General features: G+C 68.2%; 16 protein-coding genes. 9 read left to right on the top strand and 7 right to left on the bottom strand.

Annotated elements, in window-relative coordinates; all coding sequences use genetic code 11:
- The 4 genes from I71_RS38395 to I71_RS19605 all read left to right on the top strand — a co-directional run.
- The coding region (locus I71_RS38395) for a hypothetical protein (RefSeq protein WP_159107409.1) at positions 1 to 347 on the top strand (347 nt) is incomplete at its 5' end.
- Between the two features lie 1,101 nt (positions 348 to 1,448).
- Entirely contained in the window at positions 1,449 to 2,225 is a 777-nt protein-coding gene (locus I71_RS19615) for an alpha/beta hydrolase (RefSeq protein ID WP_049976204.1), read from the top strand.
- 5 nt (positions 2,226 to 2,230) lie between these two features.
- Entirely contained in the window at positions 2,231 to 3,394 is a 1,164-nt protein-coding gene (locus tag I71_RS19610; RefSeq protein WP_042696765.1) for an efflux RND transporter periplasmic adaptor subunit, read from the top strand.
- 88 nt (positions 3,395 to 3,482) lie between these two features.
- The gene (locus tag I71_RS19605) at positions 3,483 to 6,671 is read left to right on the top strand and encodes an efflux RND transporter permease subunit (protein WP_042696761.1); all 3,189 of its coding nucleotides are present in this window, start codon (positions 3,483 to 3,485) and stop codon (positions 6,669 to 6,671) included.
- 234 nt (positions 6,672 to 6,905) lie between these two features.
- Here the strand turns inward: I71_RS19605 and I71_RS19600 are convergent, their stop codons facing one another.
- Positions 6,906 to 7,994, bottom strand: coding sequence for a LacI family DNA-binding transcriptional regulator (locus I71_RS19600; RefSeq protein ID WP_042696756.1), 1,089 nt, complete (start codon positions 7,992 to 7,994; stop codon positions 6,906 to 6,908).
- A 142-nt stretch (positions 7,995 to 8,136) separates the two neighbouring features.
- On the opposite strand from I71_RS19600, the gene I71_RS19595 reads away from it, so the two are divergent.
- The 5 genes from I71_RS19595 to I71_RS19575 all read left to right on the top strand — a co-directional run bounded on the left by I71_RS19595 (position 8,137) and on the right by I71_RS19575 (position 14,622).
- Positions 8,137 to 9,165: a TRAP transporter substrate-binding protein gene (locus I71_RS19595; RefSeq protein WP_042696754.1), complete on the top strand. Its 1,029-nt coding sequence runs from the start codon at positions 8,137 to 8,139 to the stop codon at positions 9,163 to 9,165.
- A 60-nt stretch (positions 9,166 to 9,225) separates the two neighbouring features.
- Positions 9,226 to 11,124 (top strand): TRAP transporter large permease subunit, encoded by a 1,899-nt coding sequence (locus tag I71_RS19590; protein ID WP_042696752.1) that lies wholly within the window; start codon positions 9,226 to 9,228, stop codon positions 11,122 to 11,124.
- A 73-nt stretch (positions 11,125 to 11,197) separates the two neighbouring features.
- Positions 11,198 to 11,737 carry a VOC family protein gene (locus tag I71_RS19585; RefSeq protein WP_042696749.1) on the top strand — a complete coding sequence of 180 codons (540 nt, stop codon included), beginning with the start codon at positions 11,198 to 11,200 and terminating at the stop codon, positions 11,735 to 11,737.
- 12 nt (positions 11,738 to 11,749) lie between these two features.
- Positions 11,750 to 13,228 (top strand): ribulose-bisphosphate carboxylase large subunit family protein, encoded by a 1,479-nt coding sequence (locus I71_RS19580; RefSeq protein WP_042696747.1) that lies wholly within the window; start codon positions 11,750 to 11,752, stop codon positions 13,226 to 13,228.
- Positions 13,229 to 13,233: 5 nt separating this feature from the next.
- Positions 13,234 to 14,622 (top strand): four-carbon acid sugar kinase family protein, encoded by a 1,389-nt coding sequence (locus tag I71_RS19575; protein ID WP_083897269.1) that lies wholly within the window; start codon positions 13,234 to 13,236, stop codon positions 14,620 to 14,622.
- Positions 14,623 to 14,669: 47 nt separating this feature from the next.
- On the opposite strand, the gene I71_RS19570 is transcribed toward I71_RS19575, so the two are convergent.
- From I71_RS19570 to I71_RS19545, 6 genes are all read right to left on the bottom strand, one after another.
- Complete coding sequence (locus I71_RS19570; protein ID WP_042696745.1) at positions 14,670 to 15,017, bottom strand: RidA family protein; 348 nt, start codon at positions 15,015 to 15,017, stop codon at positions 14,670 to 14,672.
- A 44-nt stretch (positions 15,018 to 15,061) separates the two neighbouring features.
- The gene (locus I71_RS19565; protein ID WP_042696743.1) at positions 15,062 to 15,409 is read right to left on the bottom strand and encodes a RidA family protein; all 348 of its coding nucleotides are present in this window, start codon (positions 15,407 to 15,409) and stop codon (positions 15,062 to 15,064) included.
- Between the two features lie 20 nt (positions 15,410 to 15,429).
- A complete protein-coding gene (locus tag I71_RS19560) occupies positions 15,430 to 16,557 on the bottom strand; it encodes an FAD-binding oxidoreductase (protein WP_042696741.1) in 1,128 nt (375 codons plus the stop codon).
- A 13-nt stretch (positions 16,558 to 16,570) separates the two neighbouring features.
- On the bottom strand, positions 16,571 to 18,022 hold the full coding sequence (locus I71_RS19555; RefSeq protein WP_042696735.1) for an NAD(P)/FAD-dependent oxidoreductase: 1,452 nt from the start codon (positions 18,020 to 18,022) through the stop codon (positions 16,571 to 16,573).
- Positions 18,019 to 18,333, bottom strand: a complete 315-nt coding sequence (locus I71_RS19550) for a (2Fe-2S)-binding protein (RefSeq protein ID WP_042696733.1) — start codon at positions 18,331 to 18,333, stop codon at positions 18,019 to 18,021. Before I71_RS19550 ends, I71_RS19555 begins: the two co-directional genes overlap by 4 nt.
- A partial coding sequence (locus I71_RS19545; RefSeq protein ID WP_042696731.1) for an FAD-binding oxidoreductase occupies positions 18,314 to 18,905 on the bottom strand: 592 nt, incomplete at its 5' end. The genes I71_RS19545 and I71_RS19550, both read right to left, overlap by 20 nt.

Below are 18,905 nucleotides of genomic sequence, written 5' to 3'. Positions count from 1 at the left end.
CATTTGATTTATATATTGGCGGAGGCGTTGCAGAGATAGTTCCGAGGAAAATCAGAGACAATTTTTATATATTTTCCGCGTCTTTTGACGCAAAGAAATCTTGGAAACACGGAATATTCGTTAAGGAAGGCGACAATCATTATGTTCTCGTGCCACAAGAAAGTGCAATTAAATTATTGCGAATTATAGCTGAAAAGAATAATTTGCCTATTACCATGGAGGTTAAACAGTACGGCGGAATTGTTATTGACGGCCCGAAGCAGGATATTGTTAAATTTCTGACAGATATTGTGAATTATCCACAAGTTCTAGAGGTTCATTATCCAATGCAAAAGAAAATGATATGATCATATTTGTTTTGGTGTAGAATTGTTCATCTTATGATCAGCATCTCAGACGTGCCCCTTGATGAAATCGAGTCGAATATCCGGTTTAAGATGAGCGAGGGCATTGCCGACATCGTTCGCACGGCATTGGATGTACAGGGGGAGACCGCCCTTGATCTAAATCAACGACCGAATCGATCTGAAAGAGGCGGTTCGGACGGCCACAATCCTCACTAAGAGACGGTTTCCAGAACCCTCATTTGATGCCCCCTCTGGAAACCTGCTGATCTGCTGTTGGTTTCCTGTGCCTTTGGTACAGAGAGGCGGGTATGGAACCGACAGTTGCGGACTTGGTGACGGGGATCATCGACCGGATCGAAGATCGGCCTGTCGCGCCCTGGCGTCCGCCGACGTCCACCGCAGAGGTCGTTGCAACACTTCGCTTCTTCCTGCGTGAAGGTGTCCAATTGCGCGAGCTACGGGCTGCGGACGGACGTGCGTCGGGCTCGGCCCTGCGCCGCCGTCTGGAAGGGTGGCACAGGACCGCGTTGCTTCGGCGGGTTCATGCTATCCTTGTCCGTATGGCGCGCTCCGGTCCCGACGCCACCGCTTGGGACGTCGTGGTCGACAGTTGCTCGGTGCGGGCCAAGCATGGGGCAAGTTGACCGGCCCAAACCCCTCGGTCTCCACCGGCTTGGACAGCGCCACCCGCGTGAGTTCCTCGATCGGCTCGTGTACTCCGGCATCCGTCGGGCGCTTGTGCGGCTTCCACGTGAAGCGCTCCATGGGCACGGACATCACAAATTCCCCTGCCGGTCGTTGCAGTTGCTGACATCATCTCACATCAAATTCCTGAACAACAACGGCGAGCATCGCAGGGGGCCAGGGCAATCGCATTTCATTCCCTCTCCCGCCCCGGGAGAGAGCTTGTCGTTGCCCTGCCGCAAGTGGGATGGTGTCGGCCCGAATAGCCCATCCCCCACAAACAGCCACCGTCACCTCGCTGCGATTGTTCGTCCCGGCTGAATTCTGTTCCCAGCCGCAGCGGCTTTATCCTGGCCGGTCGGTTAGCCACTATCGCTCTTGCCGCATTGCAGGAGGGGCGCTGGTCGCCGGATCGGGATGGAACGTTCACGCACGTCGCTGAGGGTGGAAGGCCGCGAGGTTCCGCTGTGCCTGTTCAGGCCGGCGGCAACCCGGACGCCGGAGGACGGGCCGCTGCCCGGACTGCTGTATTTCCATGGCGGCGGCTTCACCTCCGGCTCCGTCGAGGAGGTGGAGATCACGGTAACGACGCTGGCGGAGAGCATTCCGGCGCTGGTGGTCGCTGTCGGCTATGCGCTGGCCCCCGCCAACCCCTTCCCCGCCGCCATCGAGGATGCCCATGCCGCCGCCGTGTGGCTGGCGGAGCGGGCCGGGCCGCTGGGCGTCGCCGGCCATGATGCCGGCGGGCATGTCGCGGTGTCGCTCACCCTGCTCGCCCGCGACCGCGGCGGGCCGGAGATCGCGGCGCAGGCGCTGTTCGGGCCGATGCTCGATCCCAGCCTGACACGTGTGGGGGACGGCGAGAACAGCGTGACCGACTGCGCGCGCTGTTACCGCGCCTATCTGCCGGAGGCGGCGCTACGGCTGCATCCCTATGCCGCACCGCTGGAATCGCGCCGGCTCGGCCGGCTGCCGCCGATCCTGATCGCCACGGCGCAGAACGACGTGCTGCGGCCGGAGGCCGAAAGCTATGCCGCCCGGCTGATCGACGCCGGGGTGCCGACCGAGGTCACCCGCTTCGCCGGGGTCAGCCATGCCGGCCTCGCCCACCACCCGCCGGCGCTCGCCGCCGCAGCCGATTTCTTCCGGCGCCGCCTGACCGGCGCCCGTCCCGACACTTCGAGCCAAAGGTAAAGGCCATGTCCCGCAAATCACTTTCCCTTCTGATCGCGGCCGGTGTTTCCGTGGCGGCGCTGACCGGCGCCGTCACCCTGCGAAGCCCGGCCGAAGCGCAGACCGCTTCGCCCGCCCCGCCGCCGGCCGAGGTGGATGTCGCCACCGTGCTGGCCCGGCCGGTGACGGACTGGCAGTCCTATTCCGGCCGGCTGGAGGCGGTCGACCGCGTCGACATCCGGCCGCAGGTCCCCGGCACCATCGTCGCCGTGCATTTCCGCAACGGCGCGCTGGTGAAACAGGGCGACGTGCTGTTCACCATCGACCCCCGCCCCTATGAGGCGGAGGTGGCGCGGGCCGAGGCGCAGGTCGCGGCGGCACAGGCGCGGGTGCGCTTCACCGTCGCCGACCTCGACCGCGCGCAGAAGCTGGTGCGCGACGACACCATCTCGCGCAGCACCGTGGACCAGCGCGACAATGCCGCCCGCGAGGCGGCCGCCAACCTGAAGGCGGCGCAGGCGGCGCTGGACATCGCGCGGCTCAATCTCGGCTACACGCGGGTGACGGCGCCGGTGTCGGGCCGGGTGTCGCGGGCGGAACGGACGGTCGGCAATGTGGTGGCCGCCGGTGCGGCCGCCGAGCCGCTGACCACGCTGGTGTCGCAGTCGCCGATCTACGCCTCCTTCGACGTCGATGAGCAGACCTATCTGCGCCACATCGCGCCGATGAGGGATTCGGGCACGATCCCGGTCCGGCTCGGCCTCGCCAACGAGGAGGAGTATTCGCGGTCGGGCACGGTGGAGCATGTCGACAACCGGCTGGACAGCGTGTCCGGCACCATCCGCGTGCGCGCCCGCTTCGACAATGACGACGGCACCCTGGTGCCCGGCCTCTATGCGCGGGTGAAGGTGGGGGGCACCAAGCCCTATGACGCGCTGCTGGTCGACGACCGCGCCATCGGCACCGACCAGGACAAGAAGTTCGTCCTGGTGGTGACGGCGGAGAACAAGGTGGAATACCGGCCGGTGAAGCTCGGCACGCTGCAGAACGGGCTGCGCGTGGTGACGGCGGGCCTGTCGGCCGGCGAACAGGTGGTGGTCAACGGCCTCCAGCGCGCCCGGCCGGGCATGGCGGTGACGCCCAAGACGGTCGCCATGGGGGTTGAGAAGACCCAGACGGCGGCCCGGTAAGACACGAACACGGAGGGCGTGCGCCTTTCCTAACCCTCCTCGCAAGATGCGGGGAGGGATGGGGAGCGTGCAGCCTGGGAGACCCCAGATGAACATCTCGAAATTCTTCATCGACAGGCCGATCTTCGCCGGCGTGCTGTCGGTGGCCCTGTTCCTGGCGGGGGCCATCGCGGTCTTCCGCCTGCCGATTTCCGAATATCCGGAGGTGGTGCCGCCGTCCGTCGTGGTGCGCGCGCAGTTCCCCGGCGCCAACCCCAAGGTCATCGCCGAGACCGTCGCCTCCCCGCTGGAGGAGCAGATCAACGGCGTCGAAGGCATGCTCTACATGCAGTCGCAGGCCAACAGCGACGGCAACCTGGCGCTGACCGTGACCTTCAAGCTGGGCACCGACCCGGACAAGGCGCAGCAGCTGGTGCAGAACCGCGTCGCCCAGGCGATGCCGCGGCTGCCGTCCGACGTGCAGCGGCTGGGCGTCGCCACGGTGAAAAGCTCGCCGACGCTGACCATGGTCGTGCATCTGCTGTCGCCCAACGACCGCTATGACATGACGTATCTGCGCAACTACGCGGTGCTGAACGTCAAGGACCGGCTGACCCGCATCGCCGGCGTCGGCGAGGTGCAGGTGTGGGGGGCCGGCGACTATGCCATGCGGGTGTGGCTCGACCCCGGCAAGGTGGCGCAGCGCGGGCTGACCGCCACCGACGTGGTCAACGCCATCCGCGAACAGAATGTCCAGGTGGCGGCCGGCGTCATCGGCGCCTCACCCTCGCTGCCCGACGTGCCGCTGCAGCTGTCGATCAACGCGCGCGGCCGGCTGAAGACCGCCGACGAGTTCGGCGACATCGTGCTGAAGACCGGCGGGGACGGCGGCGTCACCCGCCTGCGCGACGTGGCGCGGGTGGAGCTGGCCGCCGCGCAGTATGGCTTGCGCTCGCTGCTCGACAACAAGCCGGCGGTGGCGATGGCCATCACCCAGACGCCGGACGCCAACGCGCTCGCCATCTCCGACGAGGTGCGCAGCGTGATGGCGGAGCTGAAGGGCGACATGCCGGAAGGCGTGGACTATTCCATCGTCTACGACCCGACGCAATTCGTCCGCTCCTCCATCGAGGCGGTGGTGCACACGCTGCTGGAAGCGGTGGCGCTGGTGGTGCTGGTGGTGATCGTCTTCCTGCAGACCTGGCGGGCGTCGATCATTCCGCTGCTGGCGGTGCCGATCTCCATCGTCGGCACCTTCTCGCTGCTGCTGGCCTTCGGCTTCTCGATCAACGCGCTGTCGCTGTTCGGCATGGTGCTGGCCATCGGCATCGTCGTCGACGACGCCATCGTCGTGGTCGAGAATGTCGAGCGCAACATCGAGTCCGGCCTGTCGGCCCGCGACGCCACCATCCGCGCCATGCAGGAGGTCAGCGGGCCGATCATCGCCATCGCCCTGACCCTGGTCGCCGTCTTCGTGCCGCTGGCGGCGATGACGGGCTTGAGCGGCGAGTTCTACAAGCAGTTCGCGATGACCATCGCGATCTCCACCGTGATCTCCGCCTTCAACTCGCTGACCCTGTCACCCGCCCTGGCGGCGGTGCTGCTGCGCGGCCATGACCAGCCGCAGGACTGGCTGACCCGCGCGATGAACCGGGTGTTCGGCGGCTTCTTCCGGCTGTTCAACCGGGTGTTCCACCGGGCGTCGGAGGGCTATGGCCGCGGCGTCAACGGGGTGGTGCGGCGCAAGGGCGTGATGCTGGCGGTCTATGCGCTGTTGATCGGCGCCACGGTGCTGCTCGGCCGCACGGTGCCGTCGGGCTTCGTGCCGATGCAGGACAAGGAGTATCTGATCAGCTTCGCCCAGCTTCCCAACGGCGCCTCGCTCGACCGCACCGAGGCGGTGATCCGTGAGATGACCGACATCGCGCTGAAGCGCCCCGGTGTGCAGAGTGCGGTGGCCTTTCCGGGGCTGTCGGTGAACGGCTTCACCAACTCGTCCAGCGCCGGCATCGTCTTCGTCACGCTGAAGCCCTTTGCCGAACGCCACGACCCGTCGCTGTCGGCCGGCGCCATCGCCATGGACCTGCAACAGCGCTATGCCGGGATGAAGGAAGCCTTCGTCGCCATCTTCCCGCCGCCGCCGGTGATGGGGCTGGGGCAGTTGGGCGGCTTCAAGATGCAGCTGGAGGACCGCGGCAACCTGGGCTATGAGGCGCTGAGCGACGCGGTGAACGCCTTCGTCAAGCGCGCCGCGCAGACGCCGGAACTGGGGCCGACCTTCTCCTCCTACCAGATCAACGTGCCGCAGCTGGACGTCGATCTCGACCGGGTGAAGGCCAAGCAGCTGGGCGTCAACGTCGCCGACGTGTTCGACACCATGCAGATCTATCTGGGATCGCTCTACGTCAACGACTTCAACGCCTTCGGCCGCGTCTACCAGGTGCGGGTGCAGGCCGACGCGCCCTTCCGCGACACCGCCGACGACATCGGCGTGCTGAAGACACGCAACGCGGCGGGGACCATGGTGCCGCTGTCGTCGCTGGTCACGGTACAGCCGGGCTACGGGCCGGAGATGGTGGTGCGCTACAACGGCTTCACCGCCGCCGACATCAATGGCGGGCCGGCGCCGGGCTTCTCCTCGGGGCAGGCGGAAGCGGCGGCGGAGCGCATCGCGGCCGAAGTGCTGCCGCGCGGCGTCAAGCTGGAATGGACCGACCTGACCTATCAGAAGATCCTGGTCGGCAATGCGGGGCTGTGGGTCTTCCCGATCAGCGTGCTGCTGGTCTTCCTGGTGCTGGCGGCGCAGTACGAGAGCCTGACCCTGCCGCTCGCCATCCTGTTGATCGTGCCGATGAGCGTGCTGTCGGCCCTGTTCGGCGTCTGGCTGACCGGCGGCGACAACAACATCTTCACGCAGATCGGCTTCATGGTGCTGGTCGGCCTGTCGGCGAAGAACGCCATCCTGATCGTCGAGTTCGCCCGCGAGCTGGAGCATGAGGGACGCGGCGTGGTGCAGGCCGCCATCGAGGCGAGCCGGCTGCGGCTGCGGCCGATCCTGATGACCTCCATCGCCTTCATCATGGGCGTGGTGCCGCTGGTCACCTCCACCGGCGCCGGTGCGGAGATGCGGCACGCCATGGGTGTGGCGGTGTTCGCCGGCATGATCGGCGTGACGCTGTTCGGTCTGGTGCTGACCCCGGTGTTCTACGTGCTGCTGCGCAAGCTGGCCGGAGCCGGCAAGCAGGCGGACACGGCGGTGGAAGGCGGGGTGCCGTCGGCGGAGTGGAAGATGGGGTGAGGGCTCCCTCTCCCCTGGGGTGAGAAGGATGCGTTGCGGAGCGCCGGTGTCAGTGCCGGCGCTCCGTTTTCTTTGAAAATCCTCGCTGTGCGTCCCCCTCACCCTAACCCTCTCCCCGCTTTCGGCGGATCACCGATCCGCCTGTCGCGTCAGCGCAAACTTCGTTTGCGCGTGAGCGGGGGGGGAGAGGGGATTATCCGCCGGGGCGGGAGAGGGCGCTTGTCGGCCTCCTTGTCATTCGTCCGGCAGCATGTTCTTCGGCAGGTTCTCGCGGAAGATCACTTCCGCCCGCGGCGTTTCAACGCCCTGCATGGCCGCGCGGCCGGCGCGCAGGTTGGTGAAGATGCCGACGCAGGCCGACAGGGTGTTGCGCGGGTCCTGGGTGATCACCGCGTCCAGCGCCCCGTCGATCAGCAGGCCCCTGGTCTCGGTGGTCAGGCCGTGGCCGATGAAGACCATCTCGCGCTCGCGCCGCGTCTCCTTCAGTGCGCGGGCCACACCCTCCGCCCCGCCGCCGATGCTGTAGACCCCGGCAAGGTCGGGATGCAGGCCCAGCAGCATGCGGGTCTGGCGGTAGCTCTTCCCCTCGTCGTCATGGCCTTCGCGCAGGCCCACCACCTCGATGTCGGGGGCGATCTCCTTCAGGACATGAAGGAAGCCCATCTCGCGGTCCTCATGCGCGCGGTAGCTGAGGCTGCCGGCGATCATCGCCACCTTGGCCGGGCGGTGTTTCAAAAAACGCGCGATCAGGTAGCCGGCGGTGCGGCCGGCCGCGCGGTTGTCCAGCCCGACATAGCCGGCGCGCCGGCAGTTCAGGATGTCGGAGATCAGCGTCACGCTCGGCACGTTGCGGTCGGCCAGCGCATCCACCGCCTCGCGCACCGCCGGATGCTCCAGCGCCATGAAGGCGACGCCGTCGGCGCGGCGGCCATGCTGGAACAGGCTGCGCGCCAGCAGGTCCGGATTGAAGCTCTTGATGAACTCCACCTGCGCCTTCACCCCGTGCGGGGCGAGCATGGAGTCGGCGCGGCGGATCATCTCGCCCAGCCCGGTGAGGAAGCGGTTGTTGCCGGCGGGCAGCAGGAAGGACAGCCGCATCGGCTTCTGCCCCGCCGCGGCGAGAAGATCGCCGTCGGGCAGATAGTCCAGTTCCGCCGCCGCCTTCAAAACCCGTTGCACGGTGGCGGCGCGCACCCCCGGCCGGTTGTTCAGCACGCGGTCCACCGTGGCGGTGGACACACCCGCCGCCTGGGCGATGTCGACCACCCGAGGCAGGCCGCGGGGTCCGGCGGCAATTTCCGGATCGTCTTTCAGTGAAACCATCAAAAACCATCAATTTCGGCGTTTGACACATGTCGGCGCTGGACATACCGTCCATCCAACAATCATCAATTGACATCAGATCACATCACAAACGCAAGGCCGGAAACAGCAACGTCGGCCGGTAATCCATGGGAGGTTTGAAATGACCAGTCTGACCCGCCGCACCATGCTGAAGGCCATCGCCACCGCGCCGGCTATCGGGGCCGCCGGTGCCGTGATCGGCATGCCGCACATCGCCCGCGCCGCCGAGTTCGAGCTGAAATACGGCAACAACCTGCCGCTGAGCCATCCGCTGAACGTCCGCGCCAACGAGGCGGCGGAACGGATCGCCAAGGAATCCAACGGCAAGGTCGTGGTCAGGATCTTCCCGAACAACCAGCTTGGCGGCGATACCGATATGCTGTCCCAGGTGCGCAGCGGCGGCCTGACCTTCTTCACGCAGTCGGCCCTGGTGATCGCCACGCTGGTGCCGGTCGCCGCGATCAACGCGGTCGGCTTCGCCTTCTCCGACTACGATCAGGTATGGAAGGCGATGGACGGCAAGCTGGGCGCCCATGTCCGCGAGGCCATCTCCAAGGTCGGGCTCTATGCCTTCGAGAAGATGTGGGACAACGGCTTCCGCCAGATGACCAGCGGCGACAAGGCGATCAATTCCGCCGCCGACATGAACGGGCTGAAGATCCGCGTGCCGGTCAGCCCGCTCAGCATCGCCATGTTCAAGGGCCTGGGCGCCGCCCCGACCAGCCTGCAGTTCAGCGAGGTCTATTCGTCGCTGCAGACCCGGATCGTCGATGCGCAGGAAAACCCGCTGCCGATCATCCAGGTCGCCAAGCTGTACGAGGTGCAGAAGTTCTGCTCGCTGTCGAACCACATCTGGGACGGCTTCTGGTTCATCGCCAACGGCCGCGCCTGGAAGGGCCTGCCGGCGGACCTGCAGACCATCGTCGCCAACGCCATCAACGACGCCGGCATGGCGCAGCGCGGCGACATCAAGGCGCTGAACCAGTCGGTCAAGGCCGATCTGGAAGCCAAGGGGCTGACCTTCAACCAGCCGGCACCGGACAGCTTCCGCGCCAAGCTGCGCGACAGCGGCTTCTACGGCGAATGGAAGGGCCGCTTCGGCGACGAGGCCTGGGGCCTGCTGGAAGAGGCGGTCGGCAAGCTCGCCTGACCGCCGCAGCAGTCCATCCAGGTTCTTTCCGATGCCCGTCCCATGAAGGAACATCCCGCCATGTCCCACATGTCCGAACCGGTCCACGGCTTTGCCGAGGCTCCCGGCAGCCTCGGTACCGGTGGCGCCGCTTCGCTGCTGCGCCGGATCGACCACGGCCTGTCCGTTGGGGTCGAGGTCGTGGCGGGCCTTCTGGTGCTGGTCGAGATCGTCGTCCTGCTGGCCGGCGTCACCGCCCGTTACCTGTTCCACACCCCGCTGGTGTGGTCGGACGAGCTGGCATCGATCCTGTTCCTGTGGCTGTCGATGCTGGGTGCCGTGGTGGCGCTGCGCCGGGGCGAGCATATGCGGATGACCGGGCTGGTCAGCCGCGTCGGCCCGCAGGCGCGCAGCCTCTTGGAATGCATCGCCATCACCGCCCCCATCGCCTTCCTGACGCTGGTGCTCTATCACGCCGTCGATTACGCGATGGAGGAGCAGTTCATCACCACCCCGGCGATGGAGGTCTCCAACGCCTGGCGAGCGTCGGCGCTGCCGGTCGGGCTGGGGCTGATGCTGGTGGCGGCGCTGTTCCGGCTGCTGCGCGTCGCCAAGCCCTTGACGGTGCTGGCGGCGGCGCTGGTGACCGGCGCCATCGTCGCCGGCTTCTGGGTCGCCGGGCCGGTGCTGAAGCCGCTGGGGCAGCTGAACCTCGTCATCTTCTTCGTCGGGCTGGTCGCCGCCAACGTCTTCGCCGGGGTGCCCATCGCCTTCTCCTTCGCGCTCGCCACCTTCTCCTATCTGGCTCTGACCACCTCGACGCCGCTGCTGGTGATGGTCGGCCGGCTGGACGAGGGGATGAGCCACCTGATCCTGCTGGCGGTGCCGCTGTTCGTCTTCTTAGGATTGCTGATCGAGATGACCGGCATGGCCCGCGCGATGATCCAGTTCCTGGCGAGCCTGCTCGGCCATGTGCGCGGCGGCCTGTCCTATGTGCTGATCGGTGCGATGTATCTGGTGTCGGGCATCTCCGGATCGAAGATCGCCGACATGGCGGCCATCGCCCCGGTGCTGTTCCCGGAGATGAAGAAGCGCGGCGCCCCTCCCGGCGATCTGGTGGCGCTGCTGTCGGCGACCGGCGCGCAGACCGAGACCATTCCGCCCAGCATCGTGCTGATCACCATCGGCTCCGTCACCGGCGTGTCCATCGCGGCGCTGTTCACCGGCGGCATGCTGCCGGGCGTGGTGCTGGGCGCCTGCCTGTGCTTCGTGGTCTGGCGGCGCTACCGCCGTGAGGATCTGAGCCATGTCGAGCGCACCCCCGGCCGCGAGATCGCCCGGCTCGCGCTGGTGGCGCTGCCCGCCATCCTGCTGCCCTTCGTCATCCGCGCCGCGGTGGTCGAGGGCATCGCCACGGCGACCGAGGTGTCGACCATCGGCATCGCCTATTCCACCATCGTCGGGCTGCTGATCTACCGCCAGTTCGACTGGCGCCGGCTGAAGCCGATGCTGATCGAGACGGCATCGCTGACCGGGGCCATCATCTTCATCGTCGGCTGCGCCACCTCGATGGCCTGGGGCCTGACCCAGTCCGGCTTCTCGTCCGATCTGGCGCGCTTCATGGCCGGCATCCCCGGCGGCGCCTACGGCTTCCTCGCCATCTCCATCGTCGCATTCATCATCCTGGGCAGCGTGTTGGAGGGCATCCCCGCCATCGTGCTGTTCGGACCGCTGCTGTTCCCCATCGCCCGCGCGGCCGGGGTGCATGAGGTCCATTATGCGATGGTCGTCATCTTCGCCATGGGCATCGGCCTGTTCGCCCCGCCCTTCGGCGTCGGTTACTACGGCGCCTGCGCCATCAGCAAGGTCAACCCCGACGACGGCCTGAAGCACATCTGGGGCTATGTCGGCGCGTTGCTGGTCGGGCTGGCGATCGTCGCCGCCATTCCCTGGATTTCGACCGGCTTCCTGGCCCGCTGACAAGCGGGCCTGGTTTCAGGGCGCGTTGACGCCACCGGCTCTCCCCGATCCCCTCTTATCCGGAGTTCCTTCAATGAGCCGATTCTTCGGCCAGATCCGTCAGGCTGGCTACGTCGTGCGCGACATCGAGGCCGCCATGGACTATTGGAGCCGCACGCTCGGCATCGGTCCCTGGTTCTACAACGAGCGGGTTCCGATCCGGAACTACCGCTACCGCGGCGAAAGCTACGAGGTTCACAATTCGGTGGCGCTGGCCAATTCCGGCCCGTTGCAGATGGAGCTGATCCAGACCCGCAACGACGCGCCGTCGATGTACCGCGACTTCCTCCAGGCCGGGAACACCGGTTTGCAGCATGTCGCCTACTGGACCGAGGATTACGACGCCGATCTGGAGCGGCTGCTGGCCCAGGGCTTCAAGCCGGTGATGAGCGGCGAGGTCGGCGAGAAGGGCCGCTTCATCTATTTCGACACCGAATACCATCCCGGCACGGTGATCGAGCTGTCGGAGGTCGCCGGGCCGAAGGGCAAAATGTTCGACCTGATCCGCGAGGCGTCGATGGGCTGGGACGGCAGCGACCCGGTGCGGCCCTTCCCCGATCTGAGCAAGCTGTAAGGGGCGGCCACCATGCACGCCGACCGCATCGAAGCGACATACCTGATCGAAACCCCCCTCGCCCCGGCCAAGGTGGCCGAGGTGATGGCGGGCGAACAGTCCTGCGGCACCTTCACCCGCGTCCATGGCGAGACCGACGATCTGCGCGCCCGCGCCCGCGCCATCGTCGAATCGGTGGAGATGCTGGACGTCGCCGAGACCCCTGCCCTGCCCAACAGCTGGCTGGAGCGGCAGCGCAACCCCGGTCCCTGGCAGCGGGCGCGCGTCACCCTCTCCTTCCCCACCGCCAACATCGGCGCCAACCTGCCGACGCTGGCGGCGACGGTGGCGGGCAACCTCTATGATCTGGGCGAGGTGACGGGGCTGCGGCTGGAGTCCTTGCGCCTTCCGCAGGCCTACCGCGCGCAGTTCGACCTGCCGCGCCACGGCGTCGCCGGCACGAGGCGGTTGACCGGGGTGGCCGACGGGCCGCTGGTCGGCTCCATCATCAAGCCGAATGTCGGGCTGTCGGCGGAGGAGACCGGCGCGCTGGTCGGCACGCTGTGCGCCGCCGGGCTGGACTTCATCAAGGACGACGAGATCTGCGCCGATCCGGCCCATGCGCCGCTGGCCCAGCGGATTCCGGCGGTGATGGACCGGGTGCGCCGCCACCAGGACCGCACCGGCAAGCACGTGATGGTCGCCTTCAACATCACCGACGAGACAGACGCCATGCGCCGCCACGCCGATCTGGTGGAGCGCGAGGGCGGGTCCTGCATCATGGTCAGCCTGAACTGGTGCGGCCATTCGGCGGTGCAGACGCTGCGCCGGCACAGCGGGCTGGCGCTGCACGGCCACCGCAACGGCTTCGGCGCCCTGTCGCGCCATCCGCTGCTCGGCATCGGCTTCGACGCCTATCAGGCGCTGTGGCGGCTGGCCGGCGTGGACCACATGCATGTCCATGGGCTGAACGGCAAGTTCGCCCAGCCCGACGCGGAGGTGATCGACGGGGCGCGGGCCTGTCTGGCGCCGCTGGGATGCGACCTTCCCCCTCTCCCCCCCGCTCTCGCGCAAACTTCGTTTGCGCTGACGCGACAGGCGGACCAAAGGTCCGCCGAAAGCGGGGAGAGGGTCAGGGTGAGGGGGATGCATGGCGTGGGTTCGGGGGAACCGGATACGCCGACGCCCGCCGACATCTCCACGCAACGCGACCCCCTCACCCTAACCCTCTCCCCGGGGGGGAGAGGGGATATGAGCGACGCCGTGATGCCGGCCTTCTCCTCCGGGCAATGGGCCGGCACGGTGCCGGTCACCTGGGAGGCGGTGGGGACCGCCGACCTGATGTTCATGTCCGGCGGCGGCATCATGGCCCATCCCGATGGCCCGGCGGCCGGCGTGCAGAGCATCCGGCAGGCCTGGGACGCCGTGCGGGCCGGGCGCACGCTGGACGAGGCGGCGAGGGAGCTGCCGGAGTTGCGGCGGTCGCTGGACTTCTTCGGCAGGAAGGGCTGAGGGTGATGGCGGCGACTCCCCGACTGGGCTGGTACGGCGACGACTTCACCGGGGCGACCGACACGCTGGCAGCATTGGCGAAGGCCGGGCAGCGGGCGCTGCTGTTCCTCGACGTGCCGGACGTTGCCCGGTTGGGGGAAGCCGGGCGATTGGATGCGGTCGGCATCGCCGGGGCGGCGCGCAGCATGGCGCCCGACGCCATGCGGGCGAAGCTGGAGCCGGTCGGCCGCTTCTTCGCGGCACTCGGCGTGGCGGTGATGCATTACAAATGCTGCTCCACCTTCGACAGCGCCCCCCATGTCGGCAGCATCGGCGAGGCGGTGCGGACACTGGCCCCGTATTTTCCGAACAGTTTCCGGCCGGTGGTGGGCGGGCAGCCGAACATCGGGCGCTATTGCCTGTTCAGCACCTTGTTCGCGGCGGCGGGCACCGGCGGTGCCGTCCATCGCATCGACCGCCACCCGACGATGAGCATCCATCCCGTCACCCCGATGGCGGAGGCCGACCTGCGCCGGCACCTCGCGGCGCAGGGGCTGGAGGGGATGGCGGCGCTGCAGTTCCCGGATTACGGGATGGACGGCGACAGGCTCGACGGGCGGCTGGAGCGGCTTTTGGCGGATGGGCCTGCGGCAGTGCTGCTGGACGTGGCCCGTGCCGAGGATCTGGCGGTTGTCGGGCGGCTGATCTGGCAGCGGGCCGGGCGCGAGCCCTTGCTGGCGGTGGGGCCGAGCAGCGTCGCGCAGGCGCTGGTCGCGCATTGGAACGGCGGCTCGGATTGCCGGATGGCGGAGGATGAGCCGCTGGCTGCGGCGGACAGGCCGGTCTTCCTGATGGCCGGCAGCCTGTCCCCGGTGACGCGGCAGCAGGTCGAGGCGGCGGAGTCCTACACGCGCATCCAGGCCGATGCGGCGGCGCTGTGCGGCGAACGCGGCTATGCGGATGCTTTGTTGAGGAGCGTTGCCGCGTCGCTGACGGCCGGGCGGCACACGCTGGTCTGGACGGCACCGGCAGAGGCCGCAACGGCGGACACCGCCCAGGCTGGGCGGGTCGCGGCGGCGACGGCGGAGTTCGTCGCGGCGGTGCTGCGGCGGGTGCCCTTGCGCCGGGTCGGGATCGCCGGCGGGGATACCTCAAGCCTCGCCGTGCGGGCGCTGGGCTGCTGGGGATTGTCCTACCGCTGCACCCTGGCGCCGGGCGTCACCGTCAGCCGCACCCATGCCGACGATCCGGCGGTCGATGGGCTGGAGCTGATGCTGAAGGGCGGGCAGATGGGCGGCGAGGATCTGTTCGAGCGGTTGCTTTCCCCCTCTCCCCCCCGGGGAGAGGGTCGGGGTGAGGGGGGTGCAGGGCGTGGCTATCCCGAGAATCCTCGCCGCGCGTCCCCCTCACCCTAACCCTCTCCCCGGGGGGAGAGGGGATTTTTCCGGGGTTTGCGCGGTCCTCAAACCGCGGCGGTGACGACCACTTCGATCAGGATTTCCGGCTTGCCGAGATCGGCGACGCCGATGGTGGCGCGGGCCGGCAGGTCGTTGCCGTCCAGCCAGGACAGCCACGCCTCGTTCATCTCGTCCTTCAGGCTCATGTTGGTGATGAAGAGCTGGGCGGACAGCAGCTTGGTCTTGTCGCTGCCGGCCAGCGCCAGCACCTGGTCGAGCTTGCCGCAGATCTGCGTGACCTGGCCGCCCATGCCGACGCTGACGTCGTCGGCGATGATGCCGCCGAGATAGGCCGTGCCGTTGTTGACGACGACACGGTGCATGATCTTGGTCTTCTCGATGCGCTTGATCACGGGGAACTGCTCCTTGGTTTTTTGAAAGGGGTGGGAAAGGGCGGTCACAGCCCCGCGACGACGACGATCTCGACCAGGATCGACGGGTCGGCCAGCTTGGCCTCCACCGTCGCGCGGGCGGGCGGGTTGGCCTTGTCGACCCAGGCGTCCCAAGCGGCGTTCATCTCGGGGAAGGTCGCGATGTCGGCCAAATAAACGGTGGCGGTCAGGAGGTTGCTCTTCGAGGTGCCGGCCTCGGCCAGCAGGGCGTCGATCTGGCGCAGCACGTCGCGGGTCTGCGCCTCCACGGTGGTCGATCCATCGTCGACGATCTGGCCGGCGAGATAGACGGTGTCCTTGTGGATGACCATGTCGCAGAGGCGCGGGGTCAGGTGGAAGCGCTGGATCGTCACGGGTTCGTTGCTCCAAAGGGTCAGGCGGCGAAGCGGCCGATGCTGAAAGGGGCGATGGGCAGGTCGGTGGACCCGCCCGTGATCAGGTCGGCGGTGATGCGCCCGACAATAGGGCCAAGCTGGAAGCCATGCGCGGAGAAACCGAAGGAATGGTAGAGGTCCGGTTCGGTGCCGCTGGGGCCGATCACCGGAATCTGGTCGGGCATCCGCGCCTCGATCCCCGCCCAGGAGCGGACGATGGTGGCGCCGCGCATGCACGGGAACAGATCCCACACCGTGCGGGCATTCACCGACACCTGCGAGAAGTCCAGCTCCGTCCGGTTCTCGTCACGCACCGCCCGGCCGAGCAGCCCGCCGCCGATCAGCACGGTGCCGTTGGGGAACTGCTTGAAGGACAGGGTGCGGCCGGTCGCCCCCACCACCGGCTTGATGAAGGGGGCGACGCGGGCGGTGATCATCAGCATCGGGGCGATGACCTCCAGCGGCACCGGCTCCCCCACTTGTGCTGCGATGCGGTCGGCCCAGGCGCCGGCGGCATTGACCACCACCGGCGCCTCGAAGCGGTTGCCGTCGGCGGTCTCGACGCTCCACAGGCTGTTCTTGCGGGCCAGCCGCGTGACGGTGCCGCCTTCCTGGAAACGGGCGCCCAGCGCGATGGCCTTGCGGCGGAAGGCGAAGGTGGTGCGGAAGGGGATCGCCGCCCCGTCACCGCGCGACACCAGGGCGCCGACGCAATGGTCGGCGATGGCCGGCACCAGCGCGCGCAGCTCGTCCTGCCCGACCACCTCCTCGTGGGTGAAGCCCAGCGCGTTCAGCTCGGCGACGCGGGCGCGCACCGTCTCCAGCTCGGCCTCGGACTCCGCAACCTTGATCTGGCCGTGGCTTTCGAAACCGCAATCGTCGTCGACCAGATCGCCGATGCGGTGCCACAACGCCATCGAGGCGACGGAGAGCGGCACCTCGGCGACATGGCGGCCGAGCTGGCGCACGCCGCCCGCATTGACGCCGGAGGCGTGGCGGGCGACATGGTCCTTCTCCAGCACCAGAACGCGGACGCCGCGCATCGACAGGTGCAGAGCGGCGGAGCAGCCGTGCAGGCCGCCGCCGATGACGATGACGTCGGGACGGAAGGAGACGGTCGCGGTCATCGGGCGCCTCCGGTCAGTGCTTGAAGACGGCGTCGATGTCGGCGTCGGTCTTCGGCAGGGCCGCCAGCTCGGCCAGCGTGATCGGCTTCACCGGCGGGCGCAGCCGGTAATAGCCGACCTCCGCCGGGGAGACGCCGCGCTCCGCCGCGATGACCTCGGTCACCGTCGGGCCGCAGAGCCGGCCCTGGCACGGACCCATGCCGCAGCGCAGGAAGCTCTTGGCCTGGTTGGGGCCGGAGCAGCCGAGCCGCACCGCCTCGCGCACCGCGCCGGCGGTGATCTCCTCGCAGCGGCAGACGATGGTGTCGTCGGCCGGCACCCGGAAGGCTTCCGCCGGGGTGTAGAGCGTGTCGAGGAAGGCCCGGCCGGTCAGCGCGCGGTCGAGCGCCGCGCGGAACGGAGCGGCGGCTTGGTCGCGCTGCTCACGCCCGATGCGGCCCAGACGGTGCAGGGCGTCGAGCGCGGCCAAGCGGCCGGCCTCCTCCGCCGCACGGGCACCGCCGATGCCGGCGCCGTCGCCGGCCAGCGACACGCCCTCGACCGAAGTGGCGCCCCACGCGTCGGTGGTCGGGCGCCAGCAGCGCTGCTGCCCGTCCCAGCGCTGGGCACAGCCGGTGGCGTTGGCGAGGTTCAGGTTGGGGACGACGCCCTGGTGCAGCAGCAGCGTGTCGGCGGGCAGCCGGTGCTCGGTGCCGTTGCGGGTGTAGACGACGCTCTTCAGCGCGCCGTCACCCTCGGCGCGGAGCGCGGTGACGTTGCCGATGACGGTCAGCTTGCGCCGCACGTCGAGCATCAGCTTCATGCCCTTGCCGAGATAGGGCGAGCGCAGGAATCCGGGCAGCAGCGGCAGGGCGGCGCGCCAGTTCTCCTTCGGCGTGGTGTCAAGGATGGCGTCGATCCGCGCACCGGCTTGCAGGTATTGCCAAGCCAGCAGCCAGAGCAGCGGACCGCTGCCGGCCATCACCGTGGCGCCCGCCGGCACGAGGCCGGAGGTCTTCAGCAGCACCTGCGCCGCACCAGCGCCCAGCACGCCCGGCAGGGTCCAGCCGGGGATCGGGAAGGGCCGCTCCAGGGCACCGGTCGCCAGGATGACGTGGCGCACGGTCAGCATCGCCGCCGCACCGTTGCGCGACAGGCCGATCTGGAGCGGGCGGTGTCCGTCCGGAGCGTCCTCGCGCGGGCGGGCGACGCTCCACACCGTGGTGCCCGGCCAGTGGACGGCACCGCTGTCACGCAGCGGCCCCAGCAGCTCGGCGCCATGCCAGTAGTCGGGACCGAGCACCTTGCGGTCGCGCACCGGCGTCTCGGTCACGGCACGGTAGATCTGGCCGCCGGGTTCCGCCTGCTCGTCGAGCAGGACGACCGAGGCCCCCTTGGATGCGGCGAGAGCGGCGGCGGCAAGGCCGGCCGGACCGGAGCCGACGACGGCGATGTCGAAATCGACCTTGGGGTTGGGGGCGCTCATCGCTCCACCTCGCGCTTGCCGTTCTGGGTTTCCACCGCCATGCCGGGCGCCACGCGCACCTGACAGCCCTGGCGGTTGCCGGTCCCGTCGATGGTGACCAGGCAGTCGAAGCAGACGCCCATCATGCAGTAGGGACCGCGCGCCGCCCCGCTGACCGGCGTGTTGCGGCAGGCGGTGATGCCGTTCGCCAGCAGGGCGGCGGCGACGCTGTCGCCCGCCCGCGCACTGGCCGGACGGCCGTCGATGGTGAAGGAGATCGCTTGGGCGGCGGCGTTGGCGGCAGTCTCGATCTCAGGCAGCCTGCGGAACATGGAACCTCCGGGCGCTGAAGGGCGCAAAACGGTCGCCGAGGCCGCCGGCCGCGATCAGCGGCGCCAGCGTCAGCGCATGGTTGGCGGCAAGGGTGACGCCGCTGTGGCAGGTGGCGACGAAGGCGCCGGGCGCCGTCTTCGATTCCTCGTAGATCGGGAAGCCGTCCGGCGTCAGCACGCGCAGCGCCGCCCAGCTCCGCACCACGTTCAGCTTGCCCAGCAGCGGGAAGAAGCGGATGGCGCGCGCAGCGATGGCCGAAGAGACGCCGGGCTGCAGCGTGGTGTCGAAGCCGGCCTCCTCGAAGCTGTCGCCGATCATCACCCCGCCCTCGTCGGTCTGGCGGATATAGACGGTGGGGTGGTGGAGGAAGGGAGCGGTCTTCTCGGTGACGATGACATGACCGCGCTGCGGGCGGACGGGAGCCGACAGCCCGACCATCGGCGCCAGCCGGGCGCTGTCATGGCCGGCGGCCAGCACGATCTTGCCGGCGCGGACCTCGCCGGCGGCCCCACCATCTGCTATGCTCATGCGGAAGCCGCCGTCGCGATGCTCGATGCTCTCCACCCGGTGG

Source organism: Azospirillum sp. B506 (assembly GCF_000333595.1).
GTDB lineage: Bacteria > Pseudomonadota > Alphaproteobacteria > Azospirillales > Azospirillaceae > Azospirillum.
Note: the sequence above shows the minus strand (reverse complement) of the source record. Positions and strands in the feature narration are given on the sequence as shown.

Excerpts from the sequence above, each read along its gene's own strand:
- I71_RS19615 (WP_049976204.1), top strand. The coding sequence starts at position 1,449 with ATGGAACGTTCACGCACGTCGCTGAGGGTGGAAGGCCGCGAGGTTCCG.
- I71_RS19610 (WP_042696765.1), top strand. The coding sequence starts at position 2,231 with ATGTCCCGCAAATCACTTTCCCTTCTGATCGCGGCCGGTGTTTCCGTG.
- I71_RS19605 (WP_042696761.1), top strand. The coding sequence starts at position 3,483 with ATGAACATCTCGAAATTCTTCATCGACAGGCCGATCTTCGCCGGCGTG.
- I71_RS19600 (WP_042696756.1), bottom strand. The coding sequence starts at position 7,994 with ATGGTTTCACTGAAAGACGATCCGGAAATTGCCGCCGGACCCCGCGGC.
- I71_RS19595 (WP_042696754.1), top strand. The coding sequence starts at position 8,137 with ATGACCAGTCTGACCCGCCGCACCATGCTGAAGGCCATCGCCACCGCG.
- I71_RS19590 (WP_042696752.1), top strand. The coding sequence starts at position 9,226 with ATGTCCCACATGTCCGAACCGGTCCACGGCTTTGCCGAGGCTCCCGGC.
- I71_RS19585 (WP_042696749.1), top strand. The coding sequence starts at position 11,198 with ATGAGCCGATTCTTCGGCCAGATCCGTCAGGCTGGCTACGTCGTGCGC.
- I71_RS19580 (WP_042696747.1), top strand. The coding sequence starts at position 11,750 with ATGCACGCCGACCGCATCGAAGCGACATACCTGATCGAAACCCCCCTC.
- I71_RS19575 (WP_083897269.1), top strand. The coding sequence starts at position 13,234 with ATGGCGGCGACTCCCCGACTGGGCTGGTACGGCGACGACTTCACCGGG.
- I71_RS19560 (WP_042696741.1), bottom strand. The coding sequence starts at position 16,557 with ATGACCGCGACCGTCTCCTTCCGTCCCGACGTCATCGTCATCGGCGGC.
- I71_RS19555 (WP_042696735.1), bottom strand. The coding sequence starts at position 18,022 with ATGAGCGCCCCCAACCCCAAGGTCGATTTCGACATCGCCGTCGTCGGC.
- I71_RS19550 (WP_042696733.1), bottom strand. The coding sequence starts at position 18,333 with ATGTTCCGCAGGCTGCCTGAGATCGAGACTGCCGCCAACGCCGCCGCC.